Annotated in this window: 15 protein-coding genes; 5 read left to right on the top strand and 10 right to left on the bottom strand. The window is 32.6% G+C overall.

Going from position 1 to position 15,877, the window contains the following annotated elements; all coding sequences use genetic code 11:
* Positions 1-8 precede the first annotated feature (8 nt).
* The 3 genes from BMZ09_RS08335 to guaB all read left to right on the top strand — a co-directional run bounded on the left by BMZ09_RS08335 (position 9) and on the right by guaB (position 5,323).
* Positions 9-1,373 carry an HTTM domain-containing protein gene (locus BMZ09_RS08335; RefSeq protein WP_090839409.1) on the top strand — a complete coding sequence of 455 codons (1,365 nt, stop codon included), beginning with the start codon at positions 9-11 and terminating at the stop codon, positions 1,371-1,373.
* Positions 1,354-3,780, top strand: a complete 2,427-nt coding sequence (locus BMZ09_RS08340; RefSeq protein ID WP_090839412.1) for a TonB-dependent receptor domain-containing protein — start codon at positions 1,354-1,356, stop codon at positions 3,778-3,780. Before BMZ09_RS08335 ends, BMZ09_RS08340 begins: the two co-directional genes overlap by 20 nt.
* Before the next feature lie 73 nt (positions 3,781-3,853).
* Positions 3,854-5,323: an IMP dehydrogenase gene (guaB, locus tag BMZ09_RS08345; RefSeq protein WP_090839414.1), complete on the top strand. Its 1,470-nt coding sequence runs from the start codon at positions 3,854-3,856 to the stop codon at positions 5,321-5,323.
* 74 nt (positions 5,324-5,397) lie between these two features.
* Here the strand turns inward: guaB and BMZ09_RS08350 are convergent, their stop codons facing one another.
* Complete coding sequence (locus BMZ09_RS08350; RefSeq protein ID WP_143067796.1) at positions 5,398-6,072, bottom strand: TapB family protein; 675 nt, start codon at positions 6,070-6,072, stop codon at positions 5,398-5,400.
* Between the two features lie 315 nt (positions 6,073-6,387).
* Here BMZ09_RS08350 and BMZ09_RS08355 point away from each other — a divergent pair, with 315 nt between their 5' ends.
* Positions 6,388-7,911, top strand: a complete 1,524-nt coding sequence (locus tag BMZ09_RS08355; RefSeq protein ID WP_090839418.1) for a GH3 family acyl-acid amido synthetase — start codon at positions 6,388-6,390, stop codon at positions 7,909-7,911.
* Here the strand turns inward: BMZ09_RS08355 and BMZ09_RS08360 are convergent.
* The 9 genes from BMZ09_RS08360 to BMZ09_RS08400 all read right to left on the bottom strand — a co-directional run bounded on the left by BMZ09_RS08360 (position 7,908) and on the right by BMZ09_RS08400 (position 13,714).
* Positions 7,908-8,483: a hypothetical protein gene (locus tag BMZ09_RS08360; RefSeq protein ID WP_177183519.1), complete on the bottom strand. Its 576-nt coding sequence runs from the start codon at positions 8,481-8,483 to the stop codon at positions 7,908-7,910. The two genes, BMZ09_RS08355 and BMZ09_RS08360, sit on opposite strands and share 4 nt — an antisense overlap.
* Before the next feature lie 155 nt (positions 8,484-8,638).
* Complete coding sequence (locus BMZ09_RS08365; RefSeq protein WP_090839420.1) at positions 8,639-9,619, bottom strand: alpha/beta fold hydrolase; 981 nt, start codon at positions 9,617-9,619, stop codon at positions 8,639-8,641.
* Positions 9,620-9,686: 67 nt separating this feature from the next.
* Positions 9,687-10,433 carry an SDR family NAD(P)-dependent oxidoreductase gene (locus BMZ09_RS08370; RefSeq protein ID WP_090839422.1) on the bottom strand — a complete coding sequence of 249 codons (747 nt, stop codon included), beginning with the start codon at positions 10,431-10,433 and terminating at the stop codon, positions 9,687-9,689.
* A 63-nt stretch (positions 10,434-10,496) separates the two neighbouring features.
* Positions 10,497-11,060 carry a TetR/AcrR family transcriptional regulator gene (locus BMZ09_RS08375; protein WP_090839424.1) on the bottom strand — a complete coding sequence of 188 codons (564 nt, stop codon included), beginning with the start codon at positions 11,058-11,060 and terminating at the stop codon, positions 10,497-10,499.
* Between the two features lie 72 nt (positions 11,061-11,132).
* Positions 11,133-11,978: an aldo/keto reductase gene (locus BMZ09_RS08380; RefSeq protein WP_090839426.1), complete on the bottom strand. Its 846-nt coding sequence runs from the start codon at positions 11,976-11,978 to the stop codon at positions 11,133-11,135.
* Between the two features lie 118 nt (positions 11,979-12,096).
* On the bottom strand, positions 12,097-12,435 hold the full coding sequence (locus BMZ09_RS08385) for a hypothetical protein (RefSeq protein ID WP_090839428.1): 339 nt from the start codon (positions 12,433-12,435) through the stop codon (positions 12,097-12,099).
* Positions 12,436-12,556: 121 nt separating this feature from the next.
* Positions 12,557-12,799, bottom strand: a complete 243-nt coding sequence (locus BMZ09_RS08390) for a hypothetical protein (protein ID WP_090839430.1) — start codon at positions 12,797-12,799, stop codon at positions 12,557-12,559.
* Positions 12,796-13,245: an SRPBCC family protein gene (locus BMZ09_RS08395; protein ID WP_090839433.1), complete on the bottom strand. Its 450-nt coding sequence runs from the start codon at positions 13,243-13,245 to the stop codon at positions 12,796-12,798. The genes BMZ09_RS08390 and BMZ09_RS08395 overlap by 4 nt, the downstream gene beginning before the upstream one ends.
* A 97-nt stretch (positions 13,246-13,342) precedes the next feature.
* The gene (locus BMZ09_RS08400) at positions 13,343-13,714 is read right to left on the bottom strand and encodes a hypothetical protein (protein ID WP_090839435.1); all 372 of its coding nucleotides are present in this window, start codon (positions 13,712-13,714) and stop codon (positions 13,343-13,345) included.
* A 221-nt stretch (positions 13,715-13,935) separates the two neighbouring features.
* Here BMZ09_RS08400 and BMZ09_RS08405 point away from each other — a divergent pair, with 221 nt between their 5' ends.
* A complete protein-coding gene (locus BMZ09_RS08405) occupies positions 13,936-15,876 on the top strand; it encodes a peptidylprolyl isomerase (RefSeq protein ID WP_245741120.1) in 1,941 nt (646 codons plus the stop codon).
* Position 15,877 lies beyond the last annotated feature (1 nt).

Raw genomic sequence — 15,877 nt, forward strand, 5'->3', positions numbered from 1 at the left:
TTTGTATTATGGATTTTAGCTTAAAAACATATCTTAACAAAACTACGGATGCAGCACCTTTAGCTGTGTTCAGGATTGGATTTGGAATAATGATGTGTTATGGTATGATCCGTTATTGGTTAAAAGGATGGATTGAAACGGTATATATCCAACCAAAATTTCATTTTAAATATTACGGATTTGAGTGGGTTAATACCTTAGGTAATTACACCTATTTATTATTTTTAATTTGTGGTGTATCTGCCTTATTTGTGGCTGTAGGTTATAAATACAGATGGGCCATTATTACTTTTTTTATTAGCTTTACTTATATAGAGTTAATGGATAAAACCACCTATTTAAATCATTATTATTTTATAAGCATCCTTAGCTTTTTAATGATTTTTTTACCAGCTAACAAATACTTTTCTGTAGATACTTATCGCTCTAAAGTAAGTTATAATACCATTCCTAAATGGACTATTGATGGTATTAAACTACTACTAGGTATTGTTTACTTTTATGCAGGATTGGCAAAAATAAATAGTGATTGGTTATTAAAAGCACAACCTTTAAAAATATGGTTACGCTCTAAATATGATTTGCCACTTATTGGCGAGACTATTATGCAACAAGATTGGTTTCATTATGCTATGAGCTGGTCCGGAATGTTATATGATTTACTAATTCCGTTTTTCTTACTGTACAAACGCACACGATTTGTCGCCTTTATAATGGTTATTTTCTTTCATGTGTTTACCCGTATTTTGTTTCCTATTGGTATGTTTCCGTTTGTTATGATTGTAAGTGCATTAATCTTCTTTGATGCCCCGTTTCATCATAAAATTATAAACAAATTCAAGTCGCTAACCGGCTTTATTTCCGCGAAAGCGAAACCCATAAACTACAAATCCACTTATAAAGTAAGGTTTAGTAAAGTAATATTACCAATACTAGGTGTGTTTTTTGTGCTTCAATTAGTATTACCGTTTAGATATCTATTATATCCAGGGGAGTTATTTTGGACAGAAGAAGGCTACCGCTTATCATGGCGTGTGATGTTGATGGAAAAAATGGGAAACACAACGTTTAAGATTAAGGATGAAGAAGGACATATGTTTTTAGTAAATAACGCTGACTTTTTAACGCCATTACAGGAAAAACAAATGAGTTTTCAACCTGATTTTATATTAGAATATGCACATTATTTAGGAGACCATTTTACAAAGCAAGGACATAAAGGTGTGCAAGTGTATACTAAAAGTTATGTGGCTTTAAATGGTCGATTAAGTCAATTATTTATTGATGAAAGCGTAAATTTGTACCAAGAAAAAGAATCGTTTAAACATAAACACTGGATTTTACCATTTACAGATGAAATTAAAGGACTATAATCTATTACTATTATTGATGTTATCTGCTTTTAGCATGTTAGCACAACAGCAAATTTCTGGAACGATTACTAATCTTCAGGGCAGTGTGCTGGAAGATGTTGGGGTGTATGATAAAACGTCTGGCTTATTAACTAAGTCTGATGCTAACGGTTTTTTTACTTTTGAAACAGAAAAGGAGACTTTAGAGTTAACCTTTTTTGATTACGAATATCAAGTGTTTGAACAAACAGTACTGTCTACCAATGCTAAAAATTTAAAAATAAAATTAGCGCCTTTAGCAGAAACAACGTTGTCTGAGGTCGAAATTACATTAAGAAAAGCAAAACTGTTTAGTTTAAAACAACTGAATGATGTGGAAGAAACAGCTATTTACGCAGGTAAAAAAACGGAGGTTGTTTTAATAGATCAGTCTATGGCTAACCTTGGGGCAAATAATGCTAGACAATTATATAGTCAAGTAGCTGGATTAAACATTTACCAAAATGATGATGCTGGTTTACAATTAAATATTGGAGGTCGTGGATTAGATCCAAACAGAACAGCTAACTTTAATACGCGTCAAAATGGGTACGATATTAGTGCAGATGTTTTAGGGTATCCAGAGAGTTACTACACACCAACAGCAGAGGCGTTACAAGAAATACAAATAGTTAGAGGTGCCGCATCGTTACAGTACGGAACACAATTTGGTGGTTTGGTTAATTTTAAAATGAAAACACCAAATAAAGAAAAACCTTTAGAGCTAATTACTAGAAATACCATTGGAAGTAATGGGTTGTACACCAACTTTACTAGTGCTAGTGGTACTAAAGGCAAATTTAGTTATTATACGTTTTTTAACTATAAAAAAGGGGATGGATTTAGAGATAACTCTAATTTCGAGTCTAAAAATTTTTATGCGCATTTAGGGTATCAGTTTAATGATAAAACAAAGCTAGAAGGAGAGGTGACGTACTTAAGGTATTTAGCTAAGCAAGGTGGTGGTTTATCGGATGCTGCTTTTAAGGAAGATCCATACCAAAGTAACAGAGCACGTAACTGGTTTCAGGTAGATTGGTTATTGTATAATTTAAAATTGTCTCATAAATTTTCTGAAAACACAAACTTTACATTTAATGCCTTTGGATTAAATGCGTCTAGAGATGCGTTAGGGTTTAGAACTAACCGTGTGGATCAAGCAGATGATAACGGTGTTAGAGATTTAATTAAGGGACAGTTTGATAATTTTGGCTTTGAAACTAGAGTTTTGACTAACTATAATTTGTTTAATAAAAAAGCAATTGGTCTTTTGGGGGCTAAGTTTTATAAGTCAGAGAACACAGCAGAGCAAGGTCCAGGAAGTGATGGTATTGATCCAAATTTTGATTTTCAGTATGATACCTTTCCTAACTATTCTAACCAATCGGATTTTACTTACCCCAATTTAAACGTTGCCATTTTTGGAGAAAACATTGTGTATTTAAATGATGAGGTATCTATAACTCCTGGTTTTAGATTTGAATATATTAACACACAAAGTGATGGTTATTTTAGACGTATAAATACAGATGCTGCTGGAAATGTTATTTTAAATGAAAAAATTGAGGATGACTTAACAAGAAAACGTTCTTTTGTGCTATTAGGTTTAGGTGCAAGTTATAAGCCAAGCACATCTTTTGAGTTATACGGAAACGTGTCTCAAAACTACAGATCAGTAACATTTACAGATATTAGTATTACCAATCCTGCATTTGTAATTAGTCCTGATATTGATGACGAAAGTGGTTTTACTGTAGATGCCGGAGTAAGGGGGCGTGTGTCTAACAAAATATCTTATGATGTTAGTGCCTTTAGTTTATTTTATAACGACCGTATTGGGTTTATACAACGTGGTTTTGCTGATGGAAGTGTTAAGAGCGAAAGAGGTAATGTAGGTGATGCTATGATGTATGGTGTGGAGAGTTTAGTCGAATTTAATTTAGAAAATCTATTACTTAACAATGAAGACTATATTTTTAACTATTATGTTAATATGTCTTTTGTAGACTCTGAGTATACTAAATCTGATGAAAACGGAGTAGAAGGTAATAAGGTAGAATTTATACCTAACTATAATTTTAAAACAGGGATTCGTTTAGGATATAAAGACTTTTTATCTAACATACAATACACATATTTATCGTCTCAATTTACAGATGCTACAAACTCGACAGAAGGAAACTTAAGTGGTGTTACAGGAGAGATTCCCGCATATGATGTTTTAGATGTATCGTTTTCTTACAAGTACAAGCAGTTTAAGTTAGAAGCCGGAGTAAATAACCTTTTAGATAACGCGTATTTTACAAGACGCGCTACAGGATATCCTGGTCCAGGAATTATTCCATCGGCTAACAGAAACTTTTATACAACGTTAGAGATTAAATTTTAACTAACTATACGTTAATTATGCTTTTTGATTAATATTTAAAACGTATCTTTACTCGCAATTAATTCTAATTGCAATGACAGCACACGAAAATAAAATAGTAGGCGAAGGATTAACTTACGACGACGTCCTTTTAGTACCTGCTTTTTCTGAAGTTCTTCCTCGCGAAGTCAACATTCAATCAAAACTTACACGCAACATTACTATCAACGTTCCAATAGTTTCCGCAGCTATGGATACTGTTACAGAAAGTCAAATGGCAATTGCTATGGCTAGAGAAGGTGGTATAGGTGTATTACATAAAAACATGACTATAGAGCAGCAAGCTACTAAAGTGCGTAAAGTAAAACGTGCGGAAAGTGGTATGATCATAGATCCTGTAACGTTACCAATGACTGCAGTAGTTGCAGATGCTAATAATGCAATGCGAGAGCATGGTATTGGAGGTATCCCGATAGTCGACGATAACGGACTGCTAAAAGGAATTGTAACAAATCGTGACTTACGTTTCGAACATGAAAAAAACAGACCAATTGTTGAGGTAATGACTAGCGAGAATCTAGTTACTGCTCCAGTTGGAACGTCTTTAAAAGATGCCGAAAAAATATTACAACAACATAAAATTGAAAAGCTTTTAATTGTTGAAGGCGATAAGTTAGAAGGTTTAATAACCTTTAGAGATATTACTAAACTAACGCAAAAGCCAATAGCAAATAAAGATACTTTTGGACGTTTACGTGTTGCAGCAGCAATAGGTGTTACAGGAGACGCAGTAGCGCGTGCCGAAGCATTAGTAAATGCAGGTGTTGATGCCATAGTAATTGATACAGCGCATGGACATACTAAAGGTGTGGTAAATGTGTTAAAAGAAATCAAGAAAAAATTCCCACAATTAGACGTCATTGTTGGTAACATAGCAACAGGAGCAGCAGCTAAGTATTTAGTTGAAGCAGGAGCAGATGCAGTAAAAGTTGGTATTGGACCAGGTTCTATATGTACAACTCGTGTAGTTGCAGGTGTTGGTTTTCCTCAATTTAGTGCAGTGCTAGAAGTCGCAGCAGCAATTAAAGGAAGTGGTGTACCAGTAATAGCAGATGGTGGAATTAGATATACAGGGGATATTCCTAAAGCATTAGCAGCAGGAGCAGACACAGTTATGTTAGGGTCTCTGTTAGCAGGAACAAAAGAAAGTCCTGGTGAAACTATTATATACGAAGGGCGTAAGTTTAAATCGTATAGAGGTATGGGATCTGTAGAAGCTATGAAGCAAGGTAGTAAAGACCGTTACTTCCAAGATGTAGAAGACGACATTAAAAAACTAGTGCCAGAAGGTATTGTTGGACGTGTACCTTACAAAGGAGAACTATATGAAAGCTTACACCAATTTATAGGAGGTTTAAGAGCAGGTATGGGATATTGTGGAGCAAAAGACGTTGCCACTTTACAAGAGACAGGACGCTTTGTTAAAATTACCGCTTCAGGTATTAACGAGAGTCACCCTCATGATGTTACTATTACTAAAGAATCGCCTAACTATTCTAGATAGGTCTTAGGTTTATATAATATAAAAAAAGCACAACCATTGGTTGTGCTTTTTTGGTTTGAACTAAAATCAAACTCTTAATTATTAGTGATTTTTGTTAATTCTCTAGACGATCGTAGTTTTCCTTTTTTGCTATAGTTTTCACTTTTAACAATTCCAATACCTTTAACGTACCATTCTATTCCAGAACCTCTAAATTTTATAATTCCCATTTGAAAAACATAATCAAAAGATACTTTGTAACCATCAAATGTCCCTGCTTTAATCGTTAGAGAATCTTTTGCTAAAATCTTTCGGTTAAGTACTGACATGGTTGCAATGGAAGCCGAATTGTCTTCATCTCCAATAGCTAAATCAATGTTTCCATCTTTTAAAACAGTACCAACTTCCATATTATCCGGAAACTCTAAGAAGTCTCCTGTAGCTTTGATCTTAAAAGCACTATTGTTATCCTTACTTTGAAGTGCTGTATAATTAGACATGTCAACATAAAAATCACCATTAATACATTTTAAAATGTAGTCCTTAGCTTCTTTGTCTTCTACAGATTTGATGTATATAGTTAGATTACCATCTTCGTTTGCTACAGACTCTATAGAATGGCTTTCAACAGATAATTCCTTACCTTTTTTATTATAGTTAGTATACTCTAATGTCATACCTTCTTTATAAGGAGAGGTTTCTTCACACGTTTGTGAAAAGCCATGCTGAGTAACTATTAAAAGTAAAAACAAACTTAGTATTTTAGTCATGATTTTGATATTAAGTGGAACTGTGATTTTATAACGACTTATTGTATTGTTATAGTAACCAAAGTTAATAGGTTTATCTTGAAAATTCAAATGTAAATTATTGATTTTTAGTTTGTTTGATTAAATATTTTGTAAAGTAGAGGTGGTTTTAGATCTCTTAATAAAAAAAGAATCCTCAATTACGTTAGTGTTAATGTTACTATAACGCAATATGTAAAGTGTATTATTCTTACTATTTTAATGCTATCAAATTAGTAAAGAGATAAACTCTATGGTAATTTAAATAGTAAATTAATATTAGCAATCGTATTTAGCATGGAAATTATAGGAAACATTATCAAAGGAGCCATTACAATAAAGGAAGCATTAACACCAGACGTTAATCCTATAGAGGCACAAGAGCAAGTATTACAACATTTACTATCTACAGCTAAAGACACCTTATTTGGTAAACAGTATAATTTTGAGGCTATCAGTAATGCACAAGATTCTAAAGTGGCATTTGCGAATAGTATTCCCTATTTCGATTATAATCAAATTAATGACAAATGGTGGTCTAAATTACATGAGGGATTAGCGGATGTAACTTGGCCTGGTAATCCATCTTATTTTGCTTTAAGTTCCGGTACAACAGGAAAGACTAGCAAACGTATTCCGGTTACAGATGCTATGTTATCTGCAATTAAACAGGCAGGAATTGACCAAGTAACAGCACTTAGTAATTTTGATTTGCCTGCCGAGTTTTTTAGTAAAGAAGCTATGATGTTGGGTAGCTCTACAGATTTAACCGAAAAAGAGGACCATTTAGAAGGAGAGATTAGTGGTATTACAGCTAGCAATATTCCGTCATGGTTTAAAGGCTTTTATAAACCGGGCGAAGATATAGCCAAAATAGACGATTGGGATAAACGTGTGACAACAATAGCTAAGCGTGCAAAACAATGGGATATTGGCGCTTTAAGCGGAATTCCGTCATGGATGGAACTGATGTTAAAAACAGTTATTGATTACCATGAGGTAGATACTATTCACGATATATGGCCAAACCTTCAAGTATATACTTCTGGTGGTGTTGCTTTTGGACCTTATAAAAAAAGTTTTAATGCTTTATTAGGAAAACCTGTAACGGTTATTGATACCTATTTAGCTTCAGAAGGATTTTTAGCATTTCAAGCTAGACCAGAAACAGAGGCGATGCAGTTGGTTACAGATGGTGGTATTTATTTTGAATTTGTGCCTTTTAAACCTGAATACATTAATCCAGATGGATCATTAAAAAATGAAGCTCCAAGCGTCACTTTAAAGGACGTTCAATTAGATCAGGACTACGTAGTCATTATTAGTACCGTAAGTGGTGCTTGGCGTTATTTGATTGGAGATACTATAGAATTTACTGATGTAGAACGTGCGGAAATTAAAATTACTGGTCGTACTAAATTCTTTTTAAATACGGTGGGCTCTCAGTTGTCCGTAAATAAATTAGATGATGCTATCAGACATTTGGAAGAAACATTTAATACTACAATCCCAGAATATACTTTATGTGCTAAACGTTTTGAGGATGGCTTTTACCATAGTTGGTATTTGGGGTCTGAAGGTTTAAAAGAAGATACTTTGACTATTGTAGCGTCATTGGACAAATTTTTAAAAGATGCTAATAAAAATTACAGAGTCGCTAGAGGAAAAGCGTTAGAAGGCGTAAAAGTTAAGGTAATAGATCCTCATGTTTTTGCAGAGTGGAGTGGTACTAACAAGAAAAAAGGAGGACAAGTTAAAATGGAACGTGTTATGGGAGAAGATAAGTTTAAAGAATGGGAAGCATTTACTAGTAAACACTAAGACTTAGATAAGTTAGCATCTCTTTGATTTATAATTTCCATAATTTCTTCTGGAGACAAATAGTATTTTTTGATTCTTGCAATATAGGATTGATCAATATTTGCTTGACTTAGTATAAAATCTTTAGTTTTTAAAATGTAGTCTTCCATTCCTGATTGGACAGCATAAGTATCAGCAGACCGTTCGGCAGTTGCAATATGGTTGTCTGATAGTAGATACTTAATACCAAACCACATTAGGTTTAGGTTGCTTCGGTTTTTGTAATCCATAACGTGACCTAACTCGTGACCAATCCAGCCAATCAATACGTCCTTTGGCATGTCTTTAGTATAATACACTTCGCCAGAAATTTTTACAGTTTCGCTTATAAAAATATTATACGATCGTTTTCCTTTCCGTTTCAAAAAACTGCTAGCAGTTGGTTGTGCTTGCATAGTCGATTTTTTTATATTCTTTTTGAATTCAAAATTAATTGCAGTGTTTTTTAATTCAGGATAATAAGATAAAGCAGTTTCTACTTCATCTTTAATAGATTCGGGTATTGTAGATTGTGGATATAGTACGTTTGTCATTAGTATTAATACAGTTAGTTTAATTAACATCATGTATTTAATATAAAAGATAATAGGTTAGGACAAAACCATTTAACTTTTTACTGCTATTTTTTAACAAATAGAAATCAAAAAATAGCACAACATTTGGGTTGTGCTATTATAAAGTAAGATGTTTATTTAATTCCGTTTTTATCTAAAAAATGTAATATGTGTGTCGCTATTTCTCTGGTTTTTTCTTCTGCAGCAAAATGTCCTGCATCTAAAAGGTGGAGTTCCACATTTGGCAAATCTTTTAGGTATGCTTTGGCACCATTAGCATTAAACTTTAAATCCTTTTTGCCCCAAACAATTAGCGTCTTAGGTTGCTCTTTCTTTAGCATGTTTTGCCATGTTGGATAGCTTAATAGATTGGTGTTATAATCTTTAAATAACTGTACTTGGATGTTTCGGTCTTTTTCAGAATTTAGAAATGCCAAATCGTGTTTCCAAGCATCAGGACTTTGAGTATTTATATTATTACTATCTAAGTCAAATAAATACTGTTTGTTTATTATGGCCTCTTTACTTGTTAAACTGTATAGAAAATCATGCTCTTCTTTAGATTTATCTGTTTGTGCTTTTCTAAAAAAGGCTTGTCTATTTGGTGTTAAACCGTCAAGGTAAGCATTTGCGTTTTGTACAATTAGAGCCTCAATTTTATTTGGGTTGTCTAACATCATTCTGTACCCCACAGGAGCGCCAAAATCTTGCATATACATTACGTAATTATCTATGTTGAGGTGCTCTAAAAGCTTTTGTGTGTAATTAGCTAGTAAGTCAAAAGTGTACTGTGTTGTTTCAGGATTTAAATGCGTACTGTAGCCAGACCCAAGATTATCAGGTGCAATGACATAGTAGTGACTAGATAACATTGGAATCAAGTGTCTATACGAGTGTGATGACGATGGATAACCATGTAATAAAACTATAGCTGGATTCTTTTTATCGCCAGACGCTCTGTAAAATAATTTAACACTATCAATTGAAGCATAATTATAGGTAGTTGCTGGTGGTAAAAAATATTGGTTGTTCTTGTTTTTATTGGTCTTTTCTATAGCAGTATTACAGTTAAGTAGTGTCAAGCTTATTACACAAATTAGGAGTAATGATTTCATTAGAAATGTTTTTAAATTAAAAATAGCGATTTATGTAGTAACACAAACCGCTATAATGTTTTAATAATTAGTTACGTCCTGCCATAACACCACCATCTGTATCCCATATAGCACCTGTAACCCAAGCAGCTTTATCAGATAATAAAAATAAAATACTATTAGAGACATCTGAAGCTTCTCCAAATCGTCCAATAGGATGGAAATCATTAAACCCAACTAATGCTTTATCAGCAGCTTCTTTTCCGCCAAAAACACCATGATAAACAGGGGTGTTTACTAAAGCAGGAGAAACCGCATTAACACGGATATTATCTTCTGCTAATTCCATTGCTAAATGTTTAGTTAAGGTATGTAAACCTGCTTTTTGCATAGAGTAGGCTGTAGATGGTGTTGCTTTTACAGCTTGTTTAGCCCACATTGAACCAACATTGACTATAGCGCCTCCTGCTGTTGCTTTCATTTTTTTAGCAGCACTTTGCGTGATAAAAAAGAAACCTCTGTTTAGATCTAAATAGGAGTTGTAGTCTTCCATAGTGTGATCTAAAAAAGGTTTTGGTCCAAAGATACCTGAAGCATTTACTAAATAATCTAAATTATCTAAGGCATCAATACTACCGATTAAGTCTTCTACTTCTGTCGTGTTGGAGATGTTGACGGTGTGCTTTATCAAATTAGGAGCATCATCAATTTTAGTGGTGTTTCGACCTACAACATGTACTGTTGCACCACCTGCTAAAAGCGCATTTGTTGTTGCATTACCAATTCCGCTTGTTCCTCCAATTACTAGAGCTATTTTGTTTTCAAATTCTTTCATTTTTATTTATTTTAATTATTAATTATAGACAGACAAGTCTGTCTATTGTTGTTTAAATTTTTTTTAGTTTAATATTATGGTGCACAGGTTTTTGGACTCTTTAATAGGCCAGTCTGCTTGGTGTAAGTGGCTTTCGCCTACAGCGCTTTCATATAATAAATAGATTTGTCTAGCTAGAGACTCGGTCTGAGTTTTACTCAGCCCTTCTAGGTTATCTGTGATAAGTGTATTGATTAACTGAATAAAACTATTTTTTTGTGATTGAATCTCTGTTCTAATTCGATCGTTGTCTCTTGGTATTTCTGAAACTGTTTTAATACACCAACAGCCATTAAAATCTTTATCCATAAAAAAGAGGTTCAGAAAATCGAAAATAGCCAATATTTGATCTTTCCCTTTTTGTTTAGTTGCTGTATAGGTTTCAATATCTTTTAAAAAGCTTGTGTTTTTAAATTGAAGGTAGGCTAAACAAATATCTTCTTTAGATTTAAAATGATTGTAAAGTGTAGCTTTAGCAATTCCTGTTTCCGAAATAATCTCATTAATGCCCGTCAAGTTATATCCGTTCTTATAAAATAAGTAGGAGGCGGTTTCAATGATTCTATTTTTTACTTCAGATTGTTTCACAGGGCAAATATATAATAATATTTCTAAAAAGTAGACAGGTCTGTCTACTTTTTAAAAAAGTATCGTTTTTATTTAACTAATACGGTCAGGCCAAAAATTAGGATGCTCTCCACTAAACCCCATTTTTGGTAATGCGTTAATCAATTCCATGTCGCTTTGCGATAATTCAAAATCAAAAAGGTCTAGGTTTTCTTCCATGCGATTTGGAGAGGTAGACTTTGGTATTATAATTACATTATGCTGAATAACCCAACGTAAGCAAATCTGTGATACTGATTTATTGTGCTGTTTAGCAATATCCTTTAAAACTTGATTGTCAAATACTTTTCCGCGTGCTAAAGGTGACCAAGACTCAACGGTTATATTTTTAGCTTTACAATAATCAGTTAATTCTTGTTGCCAATACCCCGGATGGAACTCGATTTGATTAACAGCTGGAATAACTTTAGCTGTTTTAAATAAAGCTTCTAAATGTTCTTGAAAAAAATTACTTACTCCTATAGACTTGATTTTACCTTCGGCTTGCAATTCTTCCATTGCGCGCCAGCTTTCCGCATTAGCGTGTTGCCAATTATCGTAATTTTTAGTATTGGCAGGCCAATGTATTAGGTATAAATCAATGTAATCTAACTTTAATTTTTCTAGAGATTTATTAAATTCGGCTTTAGCCTCTTTATAATTTAAATGTGTTCTCCATAATTTTGTGGTAATATATAATTGTTCTCGTGCTATACCACTAGCTTCAATACCTTTAGCAACAGCCTCTTCATTACCATAAATTGCTGCAGTATCAAATAATCGATACCCTTTATCTATGGCGTTTTTTACAGATTGAATCCCTTCTTGGTCAGTACATTTGTACGTTCCAAAACCAATAAGAGGTATTTTAGAGTTGTCGTTTAAGGTAAGGTGTGTCATGATTTTATTTTTATGAAACAATAAATAACAAGATAAGCTTTATCTTAATTTTAGTAAAATACAAGATTGCTTTTAACAGCTTTTTAGCACATAGACCAGTATGCCCGTGTATTGTTAATTATTCTTTGCTTTGGTCCTGAATACAAGTGATGTCTACAATTTGACCAGCCATACAAATACCAACAATGTCGTTGTTTTTGGTATAGCTAAACGTAATATTTTTGTTAGCGGTCAATGCTATATTAAAGCGTTTTAGATTTGTTGGATTAACTTTTTTGCCATCTTTAAGCTTAATCATCCAACCACAACCATCTAATCCAGTCATGTCAATAAGTGTTCCTTCAACACTATTTATACAGTCTTCTGTTTTTAAGGTAGTCGTTTTAGTATTAACACAAGATGAGGTCACAAACACAAGTGCTAATAGTAAAAGAAGGTGTTGTTTTAGTCTATTCATGTATTAAGTGGATTATCGTAATCAATCTAATATAATTGTTTTGTACAACTGTAAGTTGAGCATTGTAGAGTAAAAAAAACACAACGATTAGGTTGTGCTTTCAAATTTTATATTTTATTAGTTATTGTTCTGGACTGTAAATTTCACCTCTATGTGGTTTTAAGGCATCACGTACGGGTTTCATTTCAGATTCATTTACAACCATAAATGCAATACTTAACATATCGTTTATTTGCTGAAACCCAGTAATATTCAATTCTGTTTTTTCTATTGCAATATATTCTTTTAGGTGTATTTCGTGGTGTTCGGCAATTTTTAAGGCGTCAGGACCTCTAAAGTCCCATATTAGTTTAAGTTGTCTCATTTTCTTGTTGTAATGTTTTCAGCAAAATGTTTAAAATCTACTAAATACTTTTTAGATTGTTTTTTAAATGCTTTTGGCATTAATAGTAACATCATTCGTGTTCTAAATCTGGTCGGAGCAAACTCATTATTACTAACCCATTTAGTTGTGTTACTATCTAAAGCTTCAAAATAATTTTCTTGTATGTTGTGCATACCATCCATGTCATAATTAACATGAAATGTTTTTCCTAATTCCTTTTGTGCTATGGTTTCTGTTAAGCTTATTTTTCGCTTACCAAATACATAATTTAATCTCATTTTAGATCCCACTTTTCCTAAATCTCCAGAAACGTGCTCAAAGCTTTCAAGACCGTCTTGCCAGTGTTTTTTAGAGTTGTGGTCTTCAAGTAAATCAAGGCACTCATATAAAGGCTTATTGATAATTATTTGAGTAGTATATTTCATTGTCATTATTAAATGGGATTCAAAATTATAAAAAAAATAGCGATTGTAAAATTACAATCGCTAAAGGTTTAAATATATTGGTTAAAGCAGTGTTTTGTTATAATACGACTTTTAACGAATGTCTAAATTTTGGAGTTTCAATAACTATAATGCTAATTTGATTTTTTGGTAAGTCTAATGTTTTTCTAAATGTATTAGTAACATCAATGTCTGATAGTCTTAGTATTTCCTTTCCTAAAATAGAGTAGGCCTTTATGGTTACTTTTCCTTTATAGTTTGAAATTAATAATTGGTTTTTGACCATTTTTGCAGAAAAATCTGCTGTTTTATTATCTTGTAAGTCTGAAGCATCAATAACTGAAACCATACTATCATAAGTAAGGTTGTTGTTATTAAATGGTGTTGCTTCTTCTGCTAAAGTAGCATTGAAAACAAAAAGCAATAAAATTAAAATGTAGTTTTTAGCCATAATCAATAATCTATTCAAGTAAATGTAATACTTTAATTTAAGTTTTTCTAAAACTTTAATACTATTATAACATTTTTGTATCAATAAATATGCCACTTTAGCGTTTTGATTTTTACTTCAATAATATAATAAATAGAATCTAGCATCGTTTGTAAAAGTGCTTGTATTATAGTGTAATATTGCTATTTTTGCCGACATTGCTAATAAAAGTGCCCTTTTTTATGAAAATGAACGTTTTACGTACTACTTTAATCGCCTTTATAGTATCTTGTTTTTTTGCTAGTGCGCAAGAAAAAACCGTGTTATTTACGGTAAATGAGGTGCCAGTTTATACCAATGAGTTTAAACGTGTTTACAATAAAAATTTAGATTTAGTAAAAGACGATTCTCAAAAAGATATTGATAATTATTTAGATTTATTTGTAAAATATAAGCTTAAAATAGCGGAAGCTAAGACTTTAGGCTTAGACAAAAAACCATCTTATTTAAGAGAGTTTGGTAATTATAAAGACCAATTAGCTAAAAATTATTTAAATGATAATAAGGTTACAGACCAGTTAGTTGAAGAAGCCTACAATAGACTACAAACGGAGGTTGATGCTAATCATATTTTAGTCAAATTAGAAGAAAATGCAAGCCCTAGGGATTCGCTTTTAGCATTTCAAGAGATCCAAAAATTAAGAATACGTGCTATAAATGAAGGTTTTGATGTTGTAAAAAAGGATATCCATAATGGCCGTACCTTATTTGCAGAAGAGTTAGGTTATTTTACAGCATTTAAAATGGTGTATTCTTTTGAGAATGCAGCTTACAATACGCCTGTTGGAGAATGGTCAGCGCCTTTTAGAACACAATTTGGCTACCACGTTGTATTAGTAAAAGATAAGCGTAAAAACAGAGGGGATGTTACAGTAGCACATATTATGCTATTAGACAAAGAGGATAGCGAGGACAATCAAAGTCGTATAAACGAAATATATAAACGTATAAAGCAAGGTGAAGATTTTGGAGCCTTAGCAAAACAGTTTTCTGAAGATAAAAGCTCAAGTAGTACCGGTGGGCAACTTAATACGTTTTCTGCAGGGCAATTAAGTTCAAAGACTTTTGAAGATCAGGCATTTGCTTTAGAGCAAGCAAAAGATGTGTCTAAACCGTTTAAATCGGAATTTGGATATCACATTGTTAAGTTAATTGAAAAGCATGGTATCAAATCGTTTTCTGAATTAGCACCTGAATTAAAAAATAAAATCAAACGTGACTCTAGGTCTAAGGTCATTAATGATAAACGTTTGGAAGGATTGTACAACAAATATAATGTGTCTAAAACGACTCCAGATTTAACACCGATAGTGTCTATTTTGAATGATACTTATTTTAGTAGTAGTTGGAAGATTCCTGCTGATTTTAAAGGAGAAACACAATTGTTTAAGATCGGAAATACAGTTTTTAGCCAACATGATTTTGCTGAATTTTTGCTAAAAAGCCAACGTAAACGTCAAGCTAAAGTGGCATTAGAAAAGCTAGTAGCAGATAATTATATCTTGTTTGTTGAAAGTAGTTTGAAAATATACCAAGAAGAGAATTTAGAAAATGAAAACGAAGACTATGCTCAAATATTAATGGAGTATAGAGATGGCTTATTGCTATTTGATTTGATGGAAACGGAAATCTGGAATGCAGCAAAACAAGATTCAATAGGTTTACAACAGTATTTTGCATTACACCAAGACAACTATTTTTATGATGTTAGGGTGGATGCAATTGTAGCGTCTTCAGCTAAAAAAAGTAGTATAAAAAAGGTGGCAAAGATGCTAAGCTCTAATGTTAGTCCTGATACAATTAAAGCGCAGTTAAACTCAGAGTCTAAAATTAATGTTAGCTTTATTGAAGACATACTAGATGCTAACCATCAAGCTTTACCAAAAGACTTAAAATTAGAAACAGGAGTATCTGATATTTTTACACATAATGATGCTTACAGTGTTGTTAGCTTTAAGTCAGTGATACCTAAAACCTCAAAATCTTTTAAGGAAGCTAAGGGGCATGTTATTGCAGATTTTCAGGAAGAAAAAGAAAAAGAATGGATGTCTGGTTTAGCAAAGAAGTATAAAGTAGTTATTAATCAAGAGGCTTTAAATCAAGTCAAAGAACAACTTAAATAAT

The organism is Olleya namhaensis, assembly GCF_900114005.1.
GTDB lineage: Bacteria > Bacteroidota > Bacteroidia > Flavobacteriales > Flavobacteriaceae > Olleya > Olleya namhaensis.

Bases quoted from the DNA above. Each gene is read 5' to 3' on its own strand.
- BMZ09_RS08380 (WP_090839426.1), bottom strand. From the start codon at position 11,978: ATGACACACCTTACCTTAAACGACAACTCTAAAATACCTCTTATTGGT.
- BMZ09_RS08335 (WP_090839409.1), top strand. From the start codon at position 9: ATGGATTTTAGCTTAAAAACATATCTTAACAAAACTACGGATGCAGCA.
- BMZ09_RS08340 (WP_090839412.1), top strand. From the start codon at position 1,354: ATGAAATTAAAGGACTATAATCTATTACTATTATTGATGTTATCTGCT.
- BMZ09_RS08365 (WP_090839420.1), bottom strand. From the start codon at position 9,619: ATGAAATCATTACTCCTAATTTGTGTAATAAGCTTGACACTACTTAAC.
- BMZ09_RS08395 (WP_090839433.1), bottom strand. From the start codon at position 13,245: ATGAAATATACTACTCAAATAATTATCAATAAGCCTTTATATGAGTGC.
- BMZ09_RS08390 (WP_090839430.1), bottom strand. From the start codon at position 12,799: ATGAGACAACTTAAACTAATATGGGACTTTAGAGGTCCTGACGCCTTA.
- BMZ09_RS08400 (WP_090839435.1), bottom strand. From the start codon at position 13,714: ATGGCTAAAAACTACATTTTAATTTTATTGCTTTTTGTTTTCAATGCT.
- BMZ09_RS08350 (WP_143067796.1), bottom strand. From the start codon at position 6,072: ATGACTAAAATACTAAGTTTGTTTTTACTTTTAATAGTTACTCAGCAT.
- BMZ09_RS08360 (WP_177183519.1), bottom strand. From the start codon at position 8,483: ATGACAAACGTACTATATCCACAATCTACAATACCCGAATCTATTAAA.
- BMZ09_RS08370 (WP_090839422.1), bottom strand. From the start codon at position 10,433: ATGAAAGAATTTGAAAACAAAATAGCTCTAGTAATTGGAGGAACAAGC.
- BMZ09_RS08405 (WP_245741120.1), top strand. From the start codon at position 13,936: ATGAAAATGAACGTTTTACGTACTACTTTAATCGCCTTTATAGTATCT.
- BMZ09_RS08355 (WP_090839418.1), top strand. From the start codon at position 6,388: ATGGAAATTATAGGAAACATTATCAAAGGAGCCATTACAATAAAGGAA.
- guaB (WP_090839414.1), top strand. From the start codon at position 3,854: ATGACAGCACACGAAAATAAAATAGTAGGCGAAGGATTAACTTACGAC.
- BMZ09_RS08385 (WP_090839428.1), bottom strand. From the start codon at position 12,435: ATGAATAGACTAAAACAACACCTTCTTTTACTATTAGCACTTGTGTTT.